Annotated in this window: 19 protein-coding genes and 1 tRNA gene; 4 read left to right on the top strand and 16 right to left on the bottom strand. The window is 38.2% G+C overall.

Going from position 1 to position 17,222, the window contains the following annotated elements; all coding sequences use genetic code 11:
- Window positions 1–13: 13 nt before the first annotated feature.
- The 16 genes from DSM03_RS02095 to DSM03_RS02020 form a co-directional block, all read right to left on the bottom strand.
- Window positions 14–295 (bottom strand): TM2 domain-containing protein, encoded by a 282-nt coding sequence (locus DSM03_RS02095; protein ID WP_128761715.1) that lies wholly within the window; start codon window positions 293–295, stop codon window positions 14–16.
- A gap of 155 nt (window positions 296–450) precedes the next feature.
- Window positions 451–942: a GNAT family N-acetyltransferase gene (locus DSM03_RS02090; protein WP_128761714.1), complete on the bottom strand. Its 492-nt coding sequence runs from the start codon at window positions 940–942 to the stop codon at window positions 451–453.
- Between the two features lies 1 nt (window position 943).
- Window positions 944–1,345: a VOC family protein gene (locus DSM03_RS02085; RefSeq protein WP_128761713.1), complete on the bottom strand. Its 402-nt coding sequence runs from the start codon at window positions 1,343–1,345 to the stop codon at window positions 944–946.
- A gap of 6 nt (window positions 1,346–1,351) precedes the next feature.
- Window positions 1,352–1,954 (bottom strand): MarR family winged helix-turn-helix transcriptional regulator, encoded by a 603-nt coding sequence (locus DSM03_RS02080; RefSeq protein ID WP_128761712.1) that lies wholly within the window; start codon window positions 1,952–1,954, stop codon window positions 1,352–1,354.
- A gap of 86 nt (window positions 1,955–2,040) precedes the next feature.
- Window positions 2,041–2,976 (bottom strand): 2-hydroxyacid dehydrogenase, encoded by a 936-nt coding sequence (locus DSM03_RS02075; RefSeq protein ID WP_128761711.1) that lies wholly within the window; start codon window positions 2,974–2,976, stop codon window positions 2,041–2,043.
- Between the two features lie 21 nt (window positions 2,977–2,997).
- Complete coding sequence (locus DSM03_RS02070; RefSeq protein ID WP_128761710.1) at window positions 2,998–3,405, bottom strand: acyl-CoA thioesterase; 408 nt, start codon at window positions 3,403–3,405, stop codon at window positions 2,998–3,000.
- 170 nt (window positions 3,406–3,575) lie between these two features.
- Window positions 3,576–4,928: a magnesium transporter gene (gene mgtE / locus DSM03_RS02065; RefSeq protein WP_128761709.1), complete on the bottom strand. Its 1,353-nt coding sequence runs from the start codon at window positions 4,926–4,928 to the stop codon at window positions 3,576–3,578.
- 186 nt (window positions 4,929–5,114) lie between these two features.
- Window positions 5,115–5,972, bottom strand: a complete 858-nt coding sequence (gene rsmA, locus DSM03_RS02060) for a 16S rRNA (adenine(1518)-N(6)/adenine(1519)-N(6))-dimethyltransferase RsmA (protein WP_128761708.1) — start codon at window positions 5,970–5,972, stop codon at window positions 5,115–5,117.
- 35 nt (window positions 5,973–6,007) lie between these two features.
- Window positions 6,008–6,334 carry a DUF4286 family protein gene (locus DSM03_RS02055; protein WP_128761707.1) on the bottom strand — a complete coding sequence of 109 codons (327 nt, stop codon included), beginning with the start codon at window positions 6,332–6,334 and terminating at the stop codon, window positions 6,008–6,010.
- A gap of 134 nt (window positions 6,335–6,468) precedes the next feature.
- A complete protein-coding gene (locus DSM03_RS02050) occupies window positions 6,469–8,253 on the bottom strand; it encodes a tetratricopeptide repeat protein (RefSeq protein WP_236638860.1) in 1,785 nt (594 codons plus the stop codon).
- Between the two features lie 121 nt (window positions 8,254–8,374).
- Window positions 8,375–9,643 (bottom strand): serine--tRNA ligase, encoded by a 1,269-nt coding sequence (serS, locus tag DSM03_RS02045; RefSeq protein WP_128761706.1) that lies wholly within the window; start codon window positions 9,641–9,643, stop codon window positions 8,375–8,377.
- 92 nt (window positions 9,644–9,735) lie between these two features.
- Window positions 9,736–11,094 (bottom strand): HTTM domain-containing protein, encoded by a 1,359-nt coding sequence (locus DSM03_RS02040; RefSeq protein ID WP_128761705.1) that lies wholly within the window; start codon window positions 11,092–11,094, stop codon window positions 9,736–9,738.
- The gene (locus tag DSM03_RS02035) at window positions 11,087–12,022 is read right to left on the bottom strand and encodes a bifunctional riboflavin kinase/FAD synthetase (RefSeq protein WP_128761704.1); all 936 of its coding nucleotides are present in this window, start codon (window positions 12,020–12,022) and stop codon (window positions 11,087–11,089) included. Before DSM03_RS02035 ends, DSM03_RS02040 begins: the two co-directional genes overlap by 8 nt.
- Window position 12,023: 1 nt before the next feature.
- A complete protein-coding gene (gene pth, locus DSM03_RS02030; protein ID WP_128761703.1) occupies window positions 12,024–12,644 on the bottom strand; it encodes an aminoacyl-tRNA hydrolase in 621 nt (206 codons plus the stop codon).
- A gap of 205 nt (window positions 12,645–12,849) precedes the next feature.
- The gene (locus tag DSM03_RS02025; protein WP_128761702.1) at window positions 12,850–13,479 is read right to left on the bottom strand and encodes a 50S ribosomal protein L25/general stress protein Ctc; all 630 of its coding nucleotides are present in this window, start codon (window positions 13,477–13,479) and stop codon (window positions 12,850–12,852) included.
- Window positions 13,480–13,505: 26 nt separating this feature from the next.
- A complete protein-coding gene (locus tag DSM03_RS02020) occupies window positions 13,506–14,447 on the bottom strand; it encodes a ribose-phosphate pyrophosphokinase (RefSeq protein ID WP_128761701.1) in 942 nt (313 codons plus the stop codon).
- Between the two features lie 134 nt (window positions 14,448–14,581).
- On the opposite strand from DSM03_RS02020, the gene DSM03_RS02015 reads away from it, so the two are divergent.
- The 4 genes from DSM03_RS02015 to DSM03_RS02000 all read left to right on the top strand — a co-directional run bounded on the left by DSM03_RS02015 (window position 14,582) and on the right by DSM03_RS02000 (window position 17,151).
- Window positions 14,582–14,661, top strand: a tRNA-Leu gene (locus tag DSM03_RS02015).
- A gap of 400 nt (window positions 14,662–15,061) precedes the next feature.
- Window positions 15,062–15,544 carry a hypothetical protein gene (locus DSM03_RS02010; RefSeq protein ID WP_128761700.1) on the top strand — a complete coding sequence of 161 codons (483 nt, stop codon included), beginning with the start codon at window positions 15,062–15,064 and terminating at the stop codon, window positions 15,542–15,544.
- A 119-nt stretch (window positions 15,545–15,663) separates the two neighbouring features.
- A complete protein-coding gene (locus DSM03_RS02005) occupies window positions 15,664–15,954 on the top strand; it encodes a helix-turn-helix domain-containing protein (protein WP_128761699.1) in 291 nt (96 codons plus the stop codon).
- An 18-nt stretch (window positions 15,955–15,972) separates the two neighbouring features.
- Window positions 15,973–17,151, top strand: coding sequence for a virulence-associated E family protein (locus tag DSM03_RS02000; protein ID WP_128761698.1), 1,179 nt, complete (start codon window positions 15,973–15,975; stop codon window positions 17,149–17,151).
- Window positions 17,152–17,222: the final 71 nt, after the last annotated feature.

The raw sequence follows: 17,222 nt of genomic DNA, 5'->3' as shown, positions 1-17,222 counted from the left end.
TTTTTGCTATTTCTTAAAACCAAGGTCTTTTTTCTTGTTGGTATGTGCGATAGAATTCCTCATCAGATTTAGTAAGGTAAATGATACCTTCAATAAAACCAATTATACCTGATATTCCGCAGGTTAAAAAGAAAGCGACTAACTGTATAATCCCTTCTTTGGTATATCCCAATACAAATTTGTGAATACCCAGATAACCCAATAAGATACCAAGGACACCACAAGTAACTTTTAAGTTGTTTTTTGGATGGATTGTGTTTTGATTTTCTGCACTAAAATTTTTGTTTTCTTCCATTTAAATTTGTTATTTGGAACAAAACTAAAACAATTTAGTAGAAAGGATAATCTCGATTCAATTTGTTTTTTTGATGAAATAATACTGATCATCCTCTGAAATTTATCTATTAAATTGATGTCCAGCATAGTTGACAAAAGACAAAGAATAAAAAGCTAAAAAATCTTAGTACTGCGGCGTTCCAGAAGTATGTTGTCTTCCCATTTGTTATCTCTTTTAGCAATTTTCTCGTGAACACCTAAAACCTTAAAATCATATTTTAGATGTAAATGAATACTGCTCTTATTTTGCGGAAAAATATGAGCAGTTAGGGTCCAGAAACCTTCTTCCTCACTTTTTGCTATAAGCTTTTTCATGAGTAGAGATCCTATTTTTTGTCCTTGATGCTTTTGTGATACATAAATGGTTACTTCGGCAACCCCGCTATAAACGTTTCTTTTTGAAACCAGACTGAGAGCTGCCCAACCTACAACTTCACTATCTAAAATTGCCACTAATCTGCACGATTGGTAAAACCTGAGATTCCAGTTTTTAAAGTCTGGGACTTCAGTTTCAAATGTAGCGATGCCGGTGTCTATACCATCCTTATATATTTTGGAAACCTCAGGATAGTCTGCTTCTTGAAAATCACGAATGCTTAATAACATTCTATAAATCTTTATCTTCTAAAAACACGGAACCTACAGGCTCCCATAATTCTATTTTATTGCCTTCCGGATCCAGAATCCAACCAAATTTACCATAATCATATTCTTCTATCTCACCTATTATTGTAACACCTTCCTCCTTTAATACCTTCAAAAGCTCTTTCAGGTTTTCCACTCTAAAGTTCATCATAAACTGTTTTTCGCTAGGCGAAAAATAAGTAGTATCTTCTTTAAACGGACTCCATTGTGTAGAACATTTATTGCCATTTTCATCTTTCCACCAAAATGTCCAACCGTATTGATCTGTAGGAATACCTAAGTGGTTTTTATACCATTCTTTGATTTGATCGGGATTTCTAGTCTTGAAGAAAAATCCACCTAAACCGGTGACTCTATTTTTCATAATATATTAATTAGATTGATACTTTGGGCAGTCTATTCTGCGATCTTTATCACGCAATTGAATGCGTAACTGCATGCAAAACGCATGGTTGATCCCATCTGAGCGATAGGCATTACAATCGCTACAAGATCGTTTAAGATTCAGCTGTTTGCTTTTGTTCATTTTAGATAGTATGGAAAACATACTACTGTATAATTTTTCTAAATCTTCACTTTTTTCAGATTGAAGTACTTGAATTAAGGGATTGGCAAAAGGCTTGATTTCTGAAACGGTCTGAGTGCCTTTTTCAGTCAATTCAATATGGAATCTACGGTTGTCCCGGTGATTCAAAACCTTGGTCAGTAGTTTTTGTTTTTCTAAGGCTTTGATGCAGTCACTTATTGTTGCTTTTGTGACTTGAAATTCTTCAACGAGCTGACTGACTGTGTTGTATTTTGACTCGTGATAGGCAATAAACAGCAAAAGCTTAAGCTGAAGCGGGGAGAAACCACTTTCTTTTTGCCCGGTCCAAAGCAGGGCTTTCAGGGTATCTGAAATTTTGTCTAATGCCGCAGCAGAACGTACAGCTAGATCTTGATTTTGATAATTGGGATTGTAAAGGTGTTGCATAGAAATGAGGTTTTCATTTCTAAATTACTAAAAAACCCTGAAAATCAAAACGTTTAATCCGGTAGTAAGGAATCCTGAATAGAATATTATAGTTGCAATATCTTATCTACAATGGTTTGCGCGAGTTTGATTTTACTTTCAACCGTCCACCCGGCGATGTGTGGAGTAAGCACAACATTGTCTGCGGTGATGAGGTATTGCAATGGTTTTGGCATTTCTTCTTTTGCTGTGAACAGGTTTTCAAAAGAAAGTTTTTCATATTCCAGAACATCCAGACCAGCACCTAAAATTTTCCCGGCTTTTAATGCTTCAACAAGGTCTGCAGTAACTACACTTTTACCCCGAGCCGTATTTATAAGCCAGAACGGCTTCTTAAATTCATCAATAAAATCAGTATTTACCATTTTATCGGTAAGCGGTGTCCAGGGAGTGTGCAAACTCAATACATCTGCTTGTTCCTGCAATTCTTTAAGAGAGACCTGTCTGGCGTTTTCGTTGCCTAAATTGGGCTTCAGGTCATAACAAATTACCTCACAGTCAAAACCCTTTAATTTTTTAGAAAAAGCATTCCCCATGTTTCCATAACCGATGAGTCCAACTGTTTTTCCTTCGAGTTCTAATCCACGGTTTTTCTCACGATTCCATTGACCGGAACGTACTTCGGCATCAGCCAGTTTCAGTTTATTAAAAAGCATGAGTAACATGCCTAAGGAATGTTCCCCTACCGCATTGCGATTGCCTTCAGGAGCAGCGATAAGAGCAACCCCTTTAGATTCTGCATATGGGATATCAATACTTTCGAGACCTGCGCCTACGCGAGCGATGAATTTGAGATTAGTTGCAGCATCCAGAAATTGTTTATCAATTTTAAACCTACTTCTGATAACAACCCCTTCATATTGATCAATTTTAGCTTCGATCTCCTCTTTAGAAGAAGTGTAATCTTCGTGATTGGTATGACCGGCTGCTTTTAATTGCTCAATCATTAGATCGTGGTTGTTGTCTATATGTAGAATTTTCATGGGCTAAAAAATGGGTGGAGATTAGTTATTGACTTCTTCGTAATATGACGAAAAATTTTTAGGAATGCGTAATGGTTTTCGGGTTCGCATATCCAGAAGACACCAATTTGTTACGGAGCTGGCGAGCTTTTTACCATCTGAAACTCTGTAGATTTGAACTTCTCTTATAGATCGTACTCCCTCAAATTTTTGAACCCAGGTTTCTGCAACGATCTTCTCTCCTTCAAAAGCAGGAGCAAAATATTTCATATGGTTTTCTAAAGCTACCCAAGCATATTTCTCAAGCATTTCTTCGGTAGAGTTATGCTGCCAATGAGCTTCGGCGACATCCTGAACCCACTGAACATAAACCACATTATTTACGTGACCCAAGCCATCAATTGCCTCAGGAGGAACAGTAAATTCTAGTTTGAAAGTTTTCGCATTCATCCTTCAAAAATACTAAACTTAACGCAGCTTATATATGTCTAAGTTTGTTTTGAGATTTACTGGTACCGCCAAAAGGGTTTAATGTCCCCAGATTTGCTTCAAAAAATTAAAAAATTGCTTCTAACGAATGCGCCCTTTGGGTATGCCTGAGGCAATTTACTTAACAATGCTTAAAAGCCCAGAATCAGCTTGGCGATTAAGAAATAGGTGAGGATTCCAAAAACATCATTGCTTGTTGTAATAAACGGTCCGGTTGCAACAGCAGGATCAATGCCTTTTTTGTCAAGAATAATAGGAATAAATGTGCCGATTAAGGCTGCGAGAATGATAACAGCAATAATAGCTATCCCAATACTTATAGATTCTAAATAGGTGGTGCCAAAAAAGAAATGACTGATAATTAAAACCACGGTAGCGATCGAAACACCGTTTATAAGAGCCAGAGCACATTCTTTTAAAAGTCTGCTTACGATATTTCCTTTTAGGGAATCATTGGCAAGACCTTGTACTACGATCGCGCTAGATTGCACACCTACATTTCCGGCAGTTGCCTGAATCAAGGGAACAAAAACTAAGAGCTTAGGGAAGGTTTCAAATATACTGTTGAAACCGGTGATGATACTCGCTGCACTCAGGCCGCCAAACATACCAATCATCAACCAAGGCAAACGTGCACGGGTAAGTTTAAGCAGACTATCATCTGCTTCTACTACTTGTGAGATACCTGCTGCCATTCGGTAATCTTCATCTGCCTCGTCTCGTATAAAATCAAGAATATCATCAACGGTAACCCGACCTAAAAGTACACCTGAGTCGTTTACAACTGGTACGGCCTCCAGGTCATACTTTTGCATAATTCGGGCTACATCTTCTGCAGTATCATGCACATTGACCGAATCAACATTTGGGATATAAATGTCTGAAATTTTTGATTTTGCATCCGCAGTAAGCAGATCTTTTAGTGATAATCTGCCTATTAAATGATCGTTTTTATCAACCACATAAACCGAATGTACCCGAGTCACATTTTGTGCCTGCGCCCGCATTTTACGCACGCAGCCGGCAACCGTCCAGGTTTCGCGAACGCGTACCAATTCTTTTGCCATAAGACCACCGGCAGAATCCTCATCGTAACGCAACATCTCAATGATGTCCTGAGCATGCTGCGCATCGTCAATAGCATCTATTACCTGGCGTTGTATGTCTTCGTCAAGTTCAGATAAAAAGTCTACTGCATCATCAGTGTCCAGCTCATTAAGCTCGTCTGCAATTTCCTGAGGAGAGAGGTTATCAAGAATTTCTTCCCGGTAATCCTCGTCCAGTTCCATTAAAGCTTCAGAAGTGGTCTCACTATCCAGAAGTTTTACAAGATAGGTAGCTTCTTCTGTAGTGATCTCATCCAGGATCTCTGCGATATCGGCGTGGTGTACTTCGTCTAGGAGCTCAAGAATCGAAGCGTTATCCCCAACTTCGATAAAGTTTTCAATCTGCTCTATAAGGTCTTCGGTAAGTTCAAAAGCCATAGTCGCTACTTTATCGAGGGTTCATATTTTTTTAAGTCAGGCAAATATAAAGAAACTCAACAGAGCGTAAAGCGCCTTTAAGACAGATTAACTCGATAATTGAGATTAAAATTCACTTCTATTAAAGCTGAAGTTGAATGGCTCTAGTTTTAATGTATTTAAATCAAAAGTGATTAAGAATTGTAGTTAACCCTTGTTGTTCAGATCATTTGCAATGTCTTGTGTAAGCTTTATAAAAGTTGCTACACTCAACTGTTCTGGTCGCATGTTGAAGATTTCACTTTCGCGGAATGAATCACTCAGATCTAATTGTTTAAGGCTATTTCTCAGTGTTTTACGACGCTGCTGAAACGCCATTTTAACAACTTTATAAAGTTGGTCTGGCTCACAGGCGAGGTCTTTATAATTGGATTTTCTGGTCAATTTCAAAACCCCACTATCTACTTTAGGTGGCGGATTAAAAACCGTTGGCGGAACGGTAAATAAATATTCGGCATTGTAAAAAGCCTGCGCTAATACCGAAAGAATTCCGTAGGCTTTGCTACCTTCCTTTTCGCAAATACGCTGGGCAACTTCTTTTTGAAACATACCACTAAACTCAGGCACTTGATCACGCCACTCGAGCATTTTAAAGACGATTTGTGTTGATATGTTATACGGGAAGTTACCTGTGATTGCAAATGGCTTTTCACCATAAAGCGTGCTTAGATCAAACTTTAGAAAATCTGCTTCAAGCACACTCAGGCTACAACCTTTCATCTGTTCTGCATAATCTAACGGAAAGCTGTGGTTGAGGTATACAATAGACTCGCTATCAAGATCCATCGCCGTAACATTACTGTCTTTGTGTAATAAGTATTTAGTAAGTACACCGGTGCCGGGGCCTATTTCTAAAACTTCAGAATATCCTTCATAAGTAAGGGTATCAGCAATTTTTTTTGCGATGCTTTCATCCTTTAGAAAATGTTGACCCAAATGCTTTTTTGCCTTTACAGGATCATCTGAAGCGGCTTTTTTATGCGTACGGGTAAACTTTTTTTTCATCTGGATCTTTTAGAATTCCGAAGGGTGTAGAAAGATTATTGCGGCTTAAACTCAGTTTGCTCTGTTATGATCTCTAATTCTGTTCTAAACGAAAGAATTTTATCACCAAAACGACCCGCCTCTTCTCGTAAGCGAGGGGCATCTTCTTTCTTATAGCGCTCCAAAGAATCTTTACTTTTTGCGGTATATTGAATAGAATAGCTTTGACCGCCCATCTCTTCTTCTACTAAAACTTTAGTCATCAGGGCTTTTACAAATTTACCGGTCGCAAGCATATCTGGGATGTGCTCATTACGAATCCAGTACAGCCAATCTGCATGTACACTATCGTCTACATTAACAGTAACATTGTATATTATCATAAGGCAATTTTAATGGCACCGCCAGAGGGTATAATACCCCCGAGGTTCACCTCTTATTTTAAACTAATTTTTTTATAATTTCCTCGAGTATAGGCCCAGAGGTAATTTACTTTTTTTTGGTCGGCAAAGATACGTTAGTTAATCGCGTCACCTCTTAATTTCCGGTATTTTTGCTGGGCATCCACATAAAAGATACTATCTGCAAATTTGAAGATGATTTCTTCAAACTGTTCTTTTGCTTTTTCGGGTTGTTGCAGTTCTTCTGCATATAAATTACCCAGTCTGTAATGGGCATCATCGGCGAGAATATCTTCGCCGTGTACTTCTATAATTTTGAGGTAATTGGCTGCGGCAGCTTCAAAATTCTTAGCTTTTTCATATAAAATAGCCTGAGCCAATAAAGCTTCATCTTCTATTGCTTTGCCCTCGTGTTTTTGCAAAATATCTGTATAAATAGCAAGTGCTTCTTGATCTTTATTCTGAAAAAGCAACAGATCTGCACGGGCATATTCTTGTAAGGCTGTCTGAGTCGAATCGTGAACCGTATTATCTGTAATGAGCAGGTATAGATCTTGTGCATCATTTGCTATGAGTTGCTCTGCAGAAGATTTTAGAACTTTCAATTGAGTTTTTGCCCACTCAAAATCACCTTTATAATAACTGGTTTTAGCTACTTTAAAACGCGCTTCTTGTGCCAGAATATTGTCTTTTAAGTTTTTCTGAATTTGAGAATAGTAGATCAAGGCCGCGTTAAAGCGTTCTTCAAGTACTAAAATATCAGCAAGTTCCATTTTGATTCTGGCTTCTTGAAAGCGGTTGATTTTTAATTTTAAGGCTTTTTCCAGAAAGTCTGAAGCTTCTTTTTTCTCATTCATTTTAAACGCTAAAAAGTGCGCGTAAGCTGTTTGTAAGGCTAAGGTTTCAGGCGTTTGTCCATAAGTTTGAATCAGCTTTTGAAATTCAGTTTTAATAGATTTTAATTGATCTGCTGAAGCATTTTGAATACGTAGTTCTAATAATTTCTGATTGGCAAATAAATTGAGATCTGCAGAAGAAGTCTGGTTGATTAAATACTCGTACATCGAAGTAGCAAGCTCAAACTCGTTATTGTTTTCGGCTACTTCGGCAAGCACGATAATTCCGTTAAGATCATTATTACTACGTTTTGCGATTGCTTTTTCCTGTAAAAAAGCTTTGTTGTATTCTTTTTGTTGAATAAATAACCAACTTAACAATCTGTTGTAAAGGAGGTTGGGTTCTTCTTGCATACGCGTGAGTAACAGCTTTCTAAAGATCTTGTTGGCCTCGTTCTCTGGATCTTCAGTTATAAACTCATTAAAATAGCGCTGGGCGATGCTTTGATATTTCTCATTGCGTTCAATGAGGTTAATATAGGTATTCAGCATCTTTTCAATATCGCCTTGTTCGCCATAAATGAGCGCCAGTTGCGGATCAAAATTATATCTTGGGTCTGCTTCAGCAGCCGTATTATAAGCTAGTGCCGCTTCATCTAGCAGGCTGTATTTTTGAAAGGTACGCCCTACCAAATACGCAAAACGAGCTTCCTGAGCAACGGCTTTAAGGGCTTTATTGTAATGTAAGGTTGCTGCTTCAGTATTGCCTTGTAACTGGTAATTGTAACCCAAATCTACTTCTAGGTGAATCAAGTTATTAGATGTCTGAAGTGATTTTAGAAGGGCGGTTTCGGCTTTATCATACGCTTCAAGCTGTTGATAGGCTTCAACGAGACTCGATATCATATTGGTATTCGCCGGATTTTTTTCAACCAAATCCTCATAAATCATGGCAGCTTTTTGATAAGCGCCTTGCTCCATATAATTGCGTGCAAGTATTTCTTCCTGAGCTTGTGCTGCAAGATTTATAAAGCAAAAAAGACCTAAAATTAGCGCGCGTAACACAGGGTATGATTTTAGTTAAAGATACTAAAGTTGAAGCACTTTACTTACGTAAGTGCTTCAATTAGATCTGTTTTATACTATGTATGAAACGCAATGAATTCTATAAACGTGTATGGGTTTTTTAAATTTTGTCAAAACCGCAATAAGGCACCAAAACTTCTGGGATATTGATACCATCTTCGGTTTGATAATTCTCTAAAATACCTGCTAAAACACGCGGTAATGCAAGGGCACTTCCGTTAAGTGTGTGTGTTAGTTGTTTGTTCCCGTCTTTATCTTTGTAACGCAGTTTTAGGCGATTGGCCTGAAAAGTCTTGAAATTAGAAACACTACTTATTTCTAACCAGCGATCCTGGGCTGTAGAAAAGACTTCAAAATCATAAGTTAGCGTAGAGGTGAAACCTAGATCTCCTCCGCAAAGTCTCAATATTCTATACGGAAGTTTCAACTCGTCAAGAATTGTTTTTACGTGCTCAACCATTCCGTCAAGAGCGGCGTCGCTGTCTTCTGCTTTTTCAAGACGAACAATCTCTACCTTATCAAACTGATGCAATCTATTTAGTCCGCGTACGTGAGCACCGTAAGAACCGGCCTCGCGTCTAAAACACGGCGTATAACCTGTGCATGTTATAGGCAAGTCTTTTTCATCTAAAAGGCTGTCGCGAAACATATTTGTTACCGGCACTTCTGCAGTTGGAATTAAATACAAGTCATCTACACCTACGTGGTACATTTGACCTTCTTTATCAGGAAGCTGCCCGGTGCCAAAACCAGAAGCTTCATTCACTAAATGCGGAACCTGATATTCAGTATAACCCGCTGCAGTATTTTTATCTAAAAAGTAGTTGATGAGCGCGCGTTGCAAGCGAGAACCTTTCCCTTTATAAACCGGGAAACCGGCACCGGTAATCTTGTTGCCCAGCTCAAAATCTATGATGTCGTATTTCTTAGCCAGTTCCCAATGCGGTAAACTGCCTGCTGCTAAAACAGGAATAGCTCCTTTACGGAAAACCTCCTCGTTATCATCTTCACTTTTTCCGGCAGGAACAGTGTCTTGCGGAATATTTGGTATGGTGTACAGCAACTGCTCCAGCTCTTCAACGGTAGTTGTAAGTACTTCCTGTAAATTCTTAGATTCTTCTTTTAATTTACCGGTACGCTCTTTTAAAATGTTGGCTTTTTGAGTTTCTCCATTTTTATAAAGCATCCCAATCTCTTTTGAAAGCTTGTTGCTCTCGGCTAGAGTATTATCTAAAGAAGCTTGCGTGCTACGGCGTTTTTCGTCTAGCGAAAGAACGTTTTCAAATACTTCAGAGGCATCAAAATTACGCTTGGTAAGCGCTTTTATGTATTCTTCTTTATGGTCACGAATGTCTGTAACGTGTAGCATTGGCTTAGATTTTAGACGGCAAAAGTACGTAAATGCCTTTTAAAATTAACAGGTAAGTTCTGCTGATTTATTCGGCGAGAAATACGTATTGTTTATTCAAAAGAAACCCGTGAATAGGGCGGTTTTTTAATTTCTTTATCTAAAGGGGAGGGCAGGAGCCACTCGTTGTGCCAGAAGTAATCCCATTTTGCAGTTGTCATATCAACTTTAGGATCTATTAAGGTGTTCAGGTCACCCCCGTTGATACGTATTTTACAATCTACATAGATAGCAACATCCTTGCCTTTTTTAGCAAAATCATTCTTCACACGTTGACAAAATTGCCAGATCACATCTGGTTTAGCACCTATAGCGCGTTGTTGCTTGCGAGAGAGCATTTTACGATAATTAAATGGTAATTCTAAACCTGTTGCTTTATCAACAACTTTAAAACTGATTCTTCCGCCTTTTGATCGCAGCATCATGCGCCAACTGAGACGATGTCCTTCTTCCGTCCAGAGCACGTCATCTTGTATGACCCAATGTCTTAAAGGGAGCCCAATTTGAATTAAGAAATATATTATAAAGCATACAAGAGCGGGTTTGTAGTGCTTAGGTCTGATGATTTCATTTTTTGTATATAATCTTTTCCCTTGTAGAAAAATACGCTGTATGGTTTCTGGCGGAAAAAAGAATAGTGTGAACGCTAATGACATATACGGGAATATGCCAATATGAAAAATGAACGAATTGAACAGGTGGAAAAAGATCGAAATTATAAAGGCCATTTTCCGGGTAGGTTTATATAGTAAAGCCGGAATGATGAGTCCGTCAAACAGAATCCCAAAATAAGCGATACACCAGTGTACCCATTTTTGCTGAAGAAAATCACCCACCAGCCAGTAGTTTTTGCGAGCTTCCATAAGTTCACCGGCCATACTTGCGTCTAGCCAGTCTGGGTATAATTTTGCTATGGAAGCGTAGGTGTAAACAATCCATAGTTGAGCAATAATGATTACATATACCCAGCGTGGCATACTCAGTTTTTTGAGCTTAGGATTGTATTTTACATCTAAAGAAAGATAGCGGTGTGCTGGTAAACATGCCATAATGCCTAATAAAAGCATCAAGAGATAATAGTGGTTGTTGTATGAAGATTTTTGCATCAAATAAACCGCTGACCACATCACGGCATAGGCTAAAACACTAAATCGATATTTAAGCCCGAGCATCACAAAGACACCAAATAAACCCATTATAGCATAATAATAATACATGCCATCCCCGGGAAGTGGTTGTAAAAAATCTAAGCCTATAAAATTAAAAGTAAAATCACCCTCAAGCAGGGTTTCCTTGACCCACCCTGTAGCGATAGCTCCCCAGGCTTCTACGGTTATTAAAAAACCAAACAGTACTCTAAATACGATGAGAGCACTGTTGTCTACCTGTTTAAAAAGCCATTTATTAAGCATCTAGTTTTTGAATGAATGCTTTAGAAAATTGTTCATCAGCCTGCATGGCTGCAATAAGTTCATCTACAGAATTGAATTTTTTCTCATCGCGTATTCGGGTGAGTAACTCAATTTGTAAATGCTGGTCATATAAATCCTGATCAAAATCAAAAAAGAAAGTTTCAATGGTAAGCGCATTGCCGCCAACGGTTGGATTTGTACCTATGCTCATCATTCCGTAGACGGTTTTTCCGGCAAGATTAGATTGCACAACATAAACGCCTTTTGCCGGAATAAGCTTGTAGGGCTCTTCAATTTTTAAATTAGCGGTAGGGTAATTGAATTTTCGTCCCAGTCCTTTTCCTTTGGAAACTATTCCGTTGAGCATAAAAGAGTATCCAAGATATTCATTCGCCAGATCCAGATTCCCTTCATTAAGTGCTTTTCTTACTTTGGTAGAGCTAACAGCCACATCATCTACATCTTGTTTTGAGATCTCTTCTACCTCAAAATTATAACGTTCGCCAAAGGCTTTCAGGTCTTCAATATTCGCATTGCGATTGCGACCAAAACGATGGTCGTAGCCAATTATGACTTTACGGGCTTTTAGCTGATCTACTAAAATATCTTTTACAAACTCTTCTGCGGTAAGTCTTGAAAACTCTTGCGTAAACGGGTGAATCACTAAATGATCTAGATCACAAGCTTCTAATAAGGCAACACGTTCTTTAATAGAATTGATTAGCTTGATGCCTGTATCCTTCTGAAGTACCATACGCGGATGTGGGAAAAAGGTAAGTACTACAGATTCTAAATCGTTACTCTGAGCGCTATCTAGCAGACGGTTAATGATTTTGCGGTGACCCAGATGCACACCGTCAAAGGTGCCAATGGTAACCACAGTGCCTTTTTGCCCGTCAAATTTTTCTGCTGAAGTGTGTTGTTTCAATTTATTTGCCGTTGTAAGCGTTCATGGTATTAGATACTCCCGAAGCTATAAAACTTTCGATTACCTTGCACGAGATATCTATTCTTTCTGGCATATCAAGATCTTCATTTTTGTCCCATTCACCCAGCACATAATCTATTTGCTTGCCTTTGCTAAAACGGTCGCCAATACCAAATCTAAAACGCGGGTAGCTGCTGGTCATCAATTGATTCTGAATGTCTTTGAGTCCGTTGTGGCCGCCGTCGCTTCCTTTGGTTTTTACACGTATGGTGCCAAAATCGAGATTGAGATCATCTGTGATGATCAGAATGTTTTCAATACTTATTTTTTCTTTTTGCATCCAGTACTTTACCGCTTTCCCACTCAAATTCATGTACGTATTGGGCTTGAGCAGTACTACTGTTCTGCCACGTACTTTAGTGTAAGCAACATCTCCTAGTTTTTCAGTAGACCAGGATACAGCTTGTTCTTCCGCGTAAGCGTCGACTATTTTAAAACCTATGTTGTGACGGGTATTGTGATATTTGGGGCCAATGTTTCCCAGGCCTACAATAAGGTATTTTTTCATGGGATCTTCACGTTCATTTGATGCTTTAAAAAGTTTGCTGAAAAAACCTGCCATATTTATGCTGTTGAATGAATGAGGTTTTTGGTTGCTTTTTAAAACTAAAACACTTTTTAAAGTGATTGAAGGGCAAATTTAAGATTTTGTTGCGTTTTGCTTGAATATAAGGGTTAAGCTTATCTCAAAATTAGGTGTTTTGAGATTTGGGTATAAAAAAACACCCGCTAATGCGGGTGTTTTATGATTGAATTGGTTTCCCAATTTATTCTGCAGCGTCAGCAGCTTGTTCAGTAGCTTCTGTACCTTCAGTTTCTCCTTCTTCATCTTCGTCATCAATATCTTCAACGACGTTACGAGAAGTTCTAACTTGACAAACAACAGTGTTGTCTGGGTGAAGGAACTTCCATTCTCCTTGTTCTACATCTGTGATGTACAATTTATCACCAATTTTAAGTTTAGTGATGTCTGCAACAACATAATCAGGAAGGTTTTTAGGCAATGCCTTAACACGTAGTGTACGGTATGTTTTACGTAAAACACCACCATTACGTACACCTCTAGAGTTACCTTCAAAGTGAACAGGGATGGTCATAGTAACTTCTTTACCTTCAAAGATTTGATAGAAATCCACGTGAAGTATGCGATCTGTTACCGGGTGAAATTGGATGTCTTGAAGGATAGCCATATAGGTGTTTCCGTCAAGTTCCAAAGTCGCGGTATGCGCATCTGGAGTGTAAACCAAATCTTTAAACGCAATTTCTGGTGCGTTAAAGTGTACTGGCTCATCCCCTCCGTATAGTACGCAAGGAACCTCTCCAGCATTACGTAGGGCTTGAGTTGCCTTTTTGCCCACGCTTTCTCTTTTAGATCCTGTGATCGTGATTGACTTCATTTAATTATATATTAAGTATTAATAAATTACATTAAAAATTTTGATGCAATAGACGTGTTGCTGTGCACGCGGTGCATTACATCGGCAAATAAATCTGCACAACTCAATATGCGTACTTTATCGCTTTGTTGTTTTGGCGGAATACTATCTGTTACAATAAGTTCTTCAAGCTTACTGTTTTGAAGGCGCTCATAAGCGTTGCCACTTAAAAGTGCATGCGTACAAATCGCTCTAACACTTAGTGCACCGCGTTCCATCATAAGGTCTGCAGCTTTAGTTAATGTTCCTGCGGTATCCACCATATCATCTGCCAGAATAACGTTGCGGCCTTTTACATCACCTATCAACTCCATATGACTGATAACGTTAGCTTTTTCACGCTGTTTGTAACAGATTACCACATCACAATCTAAAGCTTTAGAATAGGCATAAGCTCTTTTGGAACCTCCCATATCTGGAGAGGCGATTGTCATATTAGGCAGATTAAGTGACTCTAAATAAGGCAAAAATACAGTTGAAGCAAAAAGATGATCAACCGGGCGCTCAAAGAATCCCTGAATCTGATCTGCATGCAAGTCCATCGTTATAATACGGGTTGCTCCGGCAGTTTCTAATAAATTAGCGACTAGTTTCGCTGCAATAGGTACTCGTGGCTTGTCTTTACGATCCTGACGTGCCCACCCAAAATAAGGTAAAACAGCAGTGATATGACGCGCAGAAGCACGTTTTGCAGCATCAAGCATTAATAACATTTCCATTAGGTTTTCACTGCTTGGCATTGTTGAGCCAATGATAAAAACCCGCGATCCTCGTATAGACTCTTCAAAAGAAGGCTGAAATTCGCCATCGCTATAGGTAGACGTGATTATCTTGCCCAGCGGTTGCCCGTAAGCTTTCGCTATTTTTTCGGCTAAATCCCGGCTTTGTGTGCACGGGAAAATTTTTGCATCAGGGGCTGATAATGACATGGTTATCTTATGTTTAGATTCGCTAAATTTATAAGAGGGTGCAAAAGTATAAATTAAATTGGCTTGACGGACTTTATTTCAGCAGAATTTTGATTAAATAATGAGAAATTTTATTAATTTTGCCCTCCATTAATGCCTCGGTGGCGGAATTGGTAGACGCGCTGGATTCAAAACCCAGTTCTTACGAGTGCGGGTTCGATTCCCGCCCGGGGTACATCAAAAGCCTGGTAGTTATTTAACTATCAGGCTTTTACGATTATAAGAGTAACAGAATAGTAACAATTATAAAGCGTTTTTATAGATTTCTTGCTTATTATTTCTTCTTCTTTACAAAACTCAAAATAAGTACCTTTAAAGCGTGTTAATCTGCATTTGAGTGTATGGAATCTCTTTTTAAACTCATAGCTAACTCCTTTTTAAGACTTGAACAGCTTCTTAAGAAATGTTCAAAATTTATCATTCAAGGTATAAGATTACAGCAGGCTCAACTATTCGTAACCATAATCTTAGTCTGCCTTATAATTCTGTTTCTCTTTTCTTGGCAAAATGCATCAATTTGGGTTCGTTTTCTATTTGCATTTATTTATTTGCTTGTTTTTCTCTTTTGCATAACTGTGATCTATTTTTCTATATCTCAAAAGAATGAATCAATTGAAAAGAATAAAGAAGAGGCCTCTTTTGATCTGAAGCTTTATAAGGAACTAAATAGTATTGTGGTGGGGGTCGATCAGATACAGAGGGTGTTTGTGCTTTTTTCAGAGTCTTATTTTGAAGGAGATTATAAAAGTTTTGAGTCTCTATTGCTTTTAAAATATTTAAAAGAGAAACCTCCTATTGTCTGGATTGACCAGAACCCAAACAATCCGACTAAAATAAATAGACAAACGCTTTTAGAATTTTTAAGTCAAGTATTTTTTGGTTTTGAAAACTTGACTAATCTTAAAATAGTTGAGTTTACCAATTACTACTTTATAATAAAAGACCATAAGGGTAAATTGCTAAGAATTTCCACAAAGAATGTGTCTGATTGGCGCAATAACCGTTCTCCTTATCTTCAGCGTATTTCTGTTCTACTAAGTCAGACCATTAATAGGTAATAATACCTATCGTTACCCATTACGTATTGGAAGTTTAAACGATTCTCTTGTCATTTGTTTTGAATTCAAATCATTGACAGTTGGCCAATTTTCCATCATTAACTTAAAAATCTAAAAAGATGGACTTATTAAGAATTTTAGAAAAATTAGACCGTATAGAGCAATTATTAATTGCAGACAAGCGCGTATTAAATTTTGATGAAGCCTGTGACTTCACAGGCATATCTAAAAGCTTTATGTATAAACTTACCTCTTCAAGACAAATTCCGCATTGTAAGCCCAATGGAAAACTTATCTATTTTGAAAGAGAAAAATTGGAGAAGTGGTTGCTACAAAACTACAAGCAATCTAATGCAGAATTGGAAGAAGAGGCATTAAAGCTTTCTTTTAGAAAGCGAAGATTTTTATAGACCTATAAAACTATAGCTATGAAAAATTCAAAGCTTTATCAAGTAGCAGATCCTAAGAAAAAGACGGTTTACGATTACACCATTGAGTACCTGTTTGAGAAGTACGACATCCTTTACAATGAAATCTCGCACGATTTTCAAATCTCTCTGAAACAGAAAAAGCAATGGAGCTATCTAAATCTAAATTCACTAATCATTGAACTAACCAAAGCCGGGATAGATATCAGTACTTCTAAATTGGAGATTCTGATCAAATCGGAACTGATTGATTCCTATAATCCAATCAGAGAATATTTTGAATCTCTGGGGGCTTGGGATGGTAACGATCATATCGAGAAGCTCGCCTCTTATGTGCCGCTTTATGAACACGAAGTATTTGTATATCATTTCAAAAAATGGCTGGTAAGAGCTATCAAATGCGCTCTGGAGCCTGCGTATTTCAACAAGCAGGCTCTAATTATCAGTCATAGCGGTCAAAGCTCAGGTAAATCAACCTGGTGCCGATATCTCTGCCCACCGGAATTAGCCGAATATATGGCCGAAGACATCAATAGCGATAAAGATGCCCGTATTCAATTGTGCCGAAACTTTCTCTATAATCTCGATGAGCTGGCTGTACTTTCAAAGAATGATGTGAATGCGCTTAAAGCTTTTTTCTCGAAGACCTTTATCAACGAGCGTTTGCCCTATGATCGTAAAAATACCATACTACCCAGAATTTGTTCGTTTATGGGGTCGACCAATATGTCTTCCTTTTTAAATGATGAAACAGGTTCGGTGCGTTGGTTATGTTTTGAACTGATGGGACCAATCGATTTTAATTATAAGAAAGAAGTAGCTATTCGAGACCTCTGGAGCCAGGCTTATCATTTGGCTTATAAAGATCCTGATTTCAATCCGGAACTTACAGTTAAGGATGTTAATGAAAATGAGGAACGCAACCAGCGGTATACCAAAATGACCACCGAGCAGGAACTCATAGCCAAGTACTATGAAAAGTCTACCCACGAAAAAGATTTTGTAACTGCCACAGACATTATGGTTAGCCTAAATTGTCTGAACATACGAATTAGTCAGATCAATCTGGGGCGTGCCCTTTCAGGCTTTGGTTTTCAGAAGATCAAACACCCGAAACGCAGGATATACGGGTACTTAGCAAAGAGGAAGTTTATAGAATCTCCTTACGAACTAGGCTGATGAAAGAAAAAAGAATAAATCCTCTTACCATTCTACCACAAATCTTCTAAGACCCTATAAACATTAGGTTC

Source organism: Leeuwenhoekiella aestuarii (assembly GCF_004104055.1).
GTDB classification, from domain to species: Bacteria; Bacteroidota; Bacteroidia; order Flavobacteriales; family Flavobacteriaceae; genus Leeuwenhoekiella; species Leeuwenhoekiella aestuarii.
This window is presented reverse-complemented; position numbering and strand designations above follow the sequence as displayed.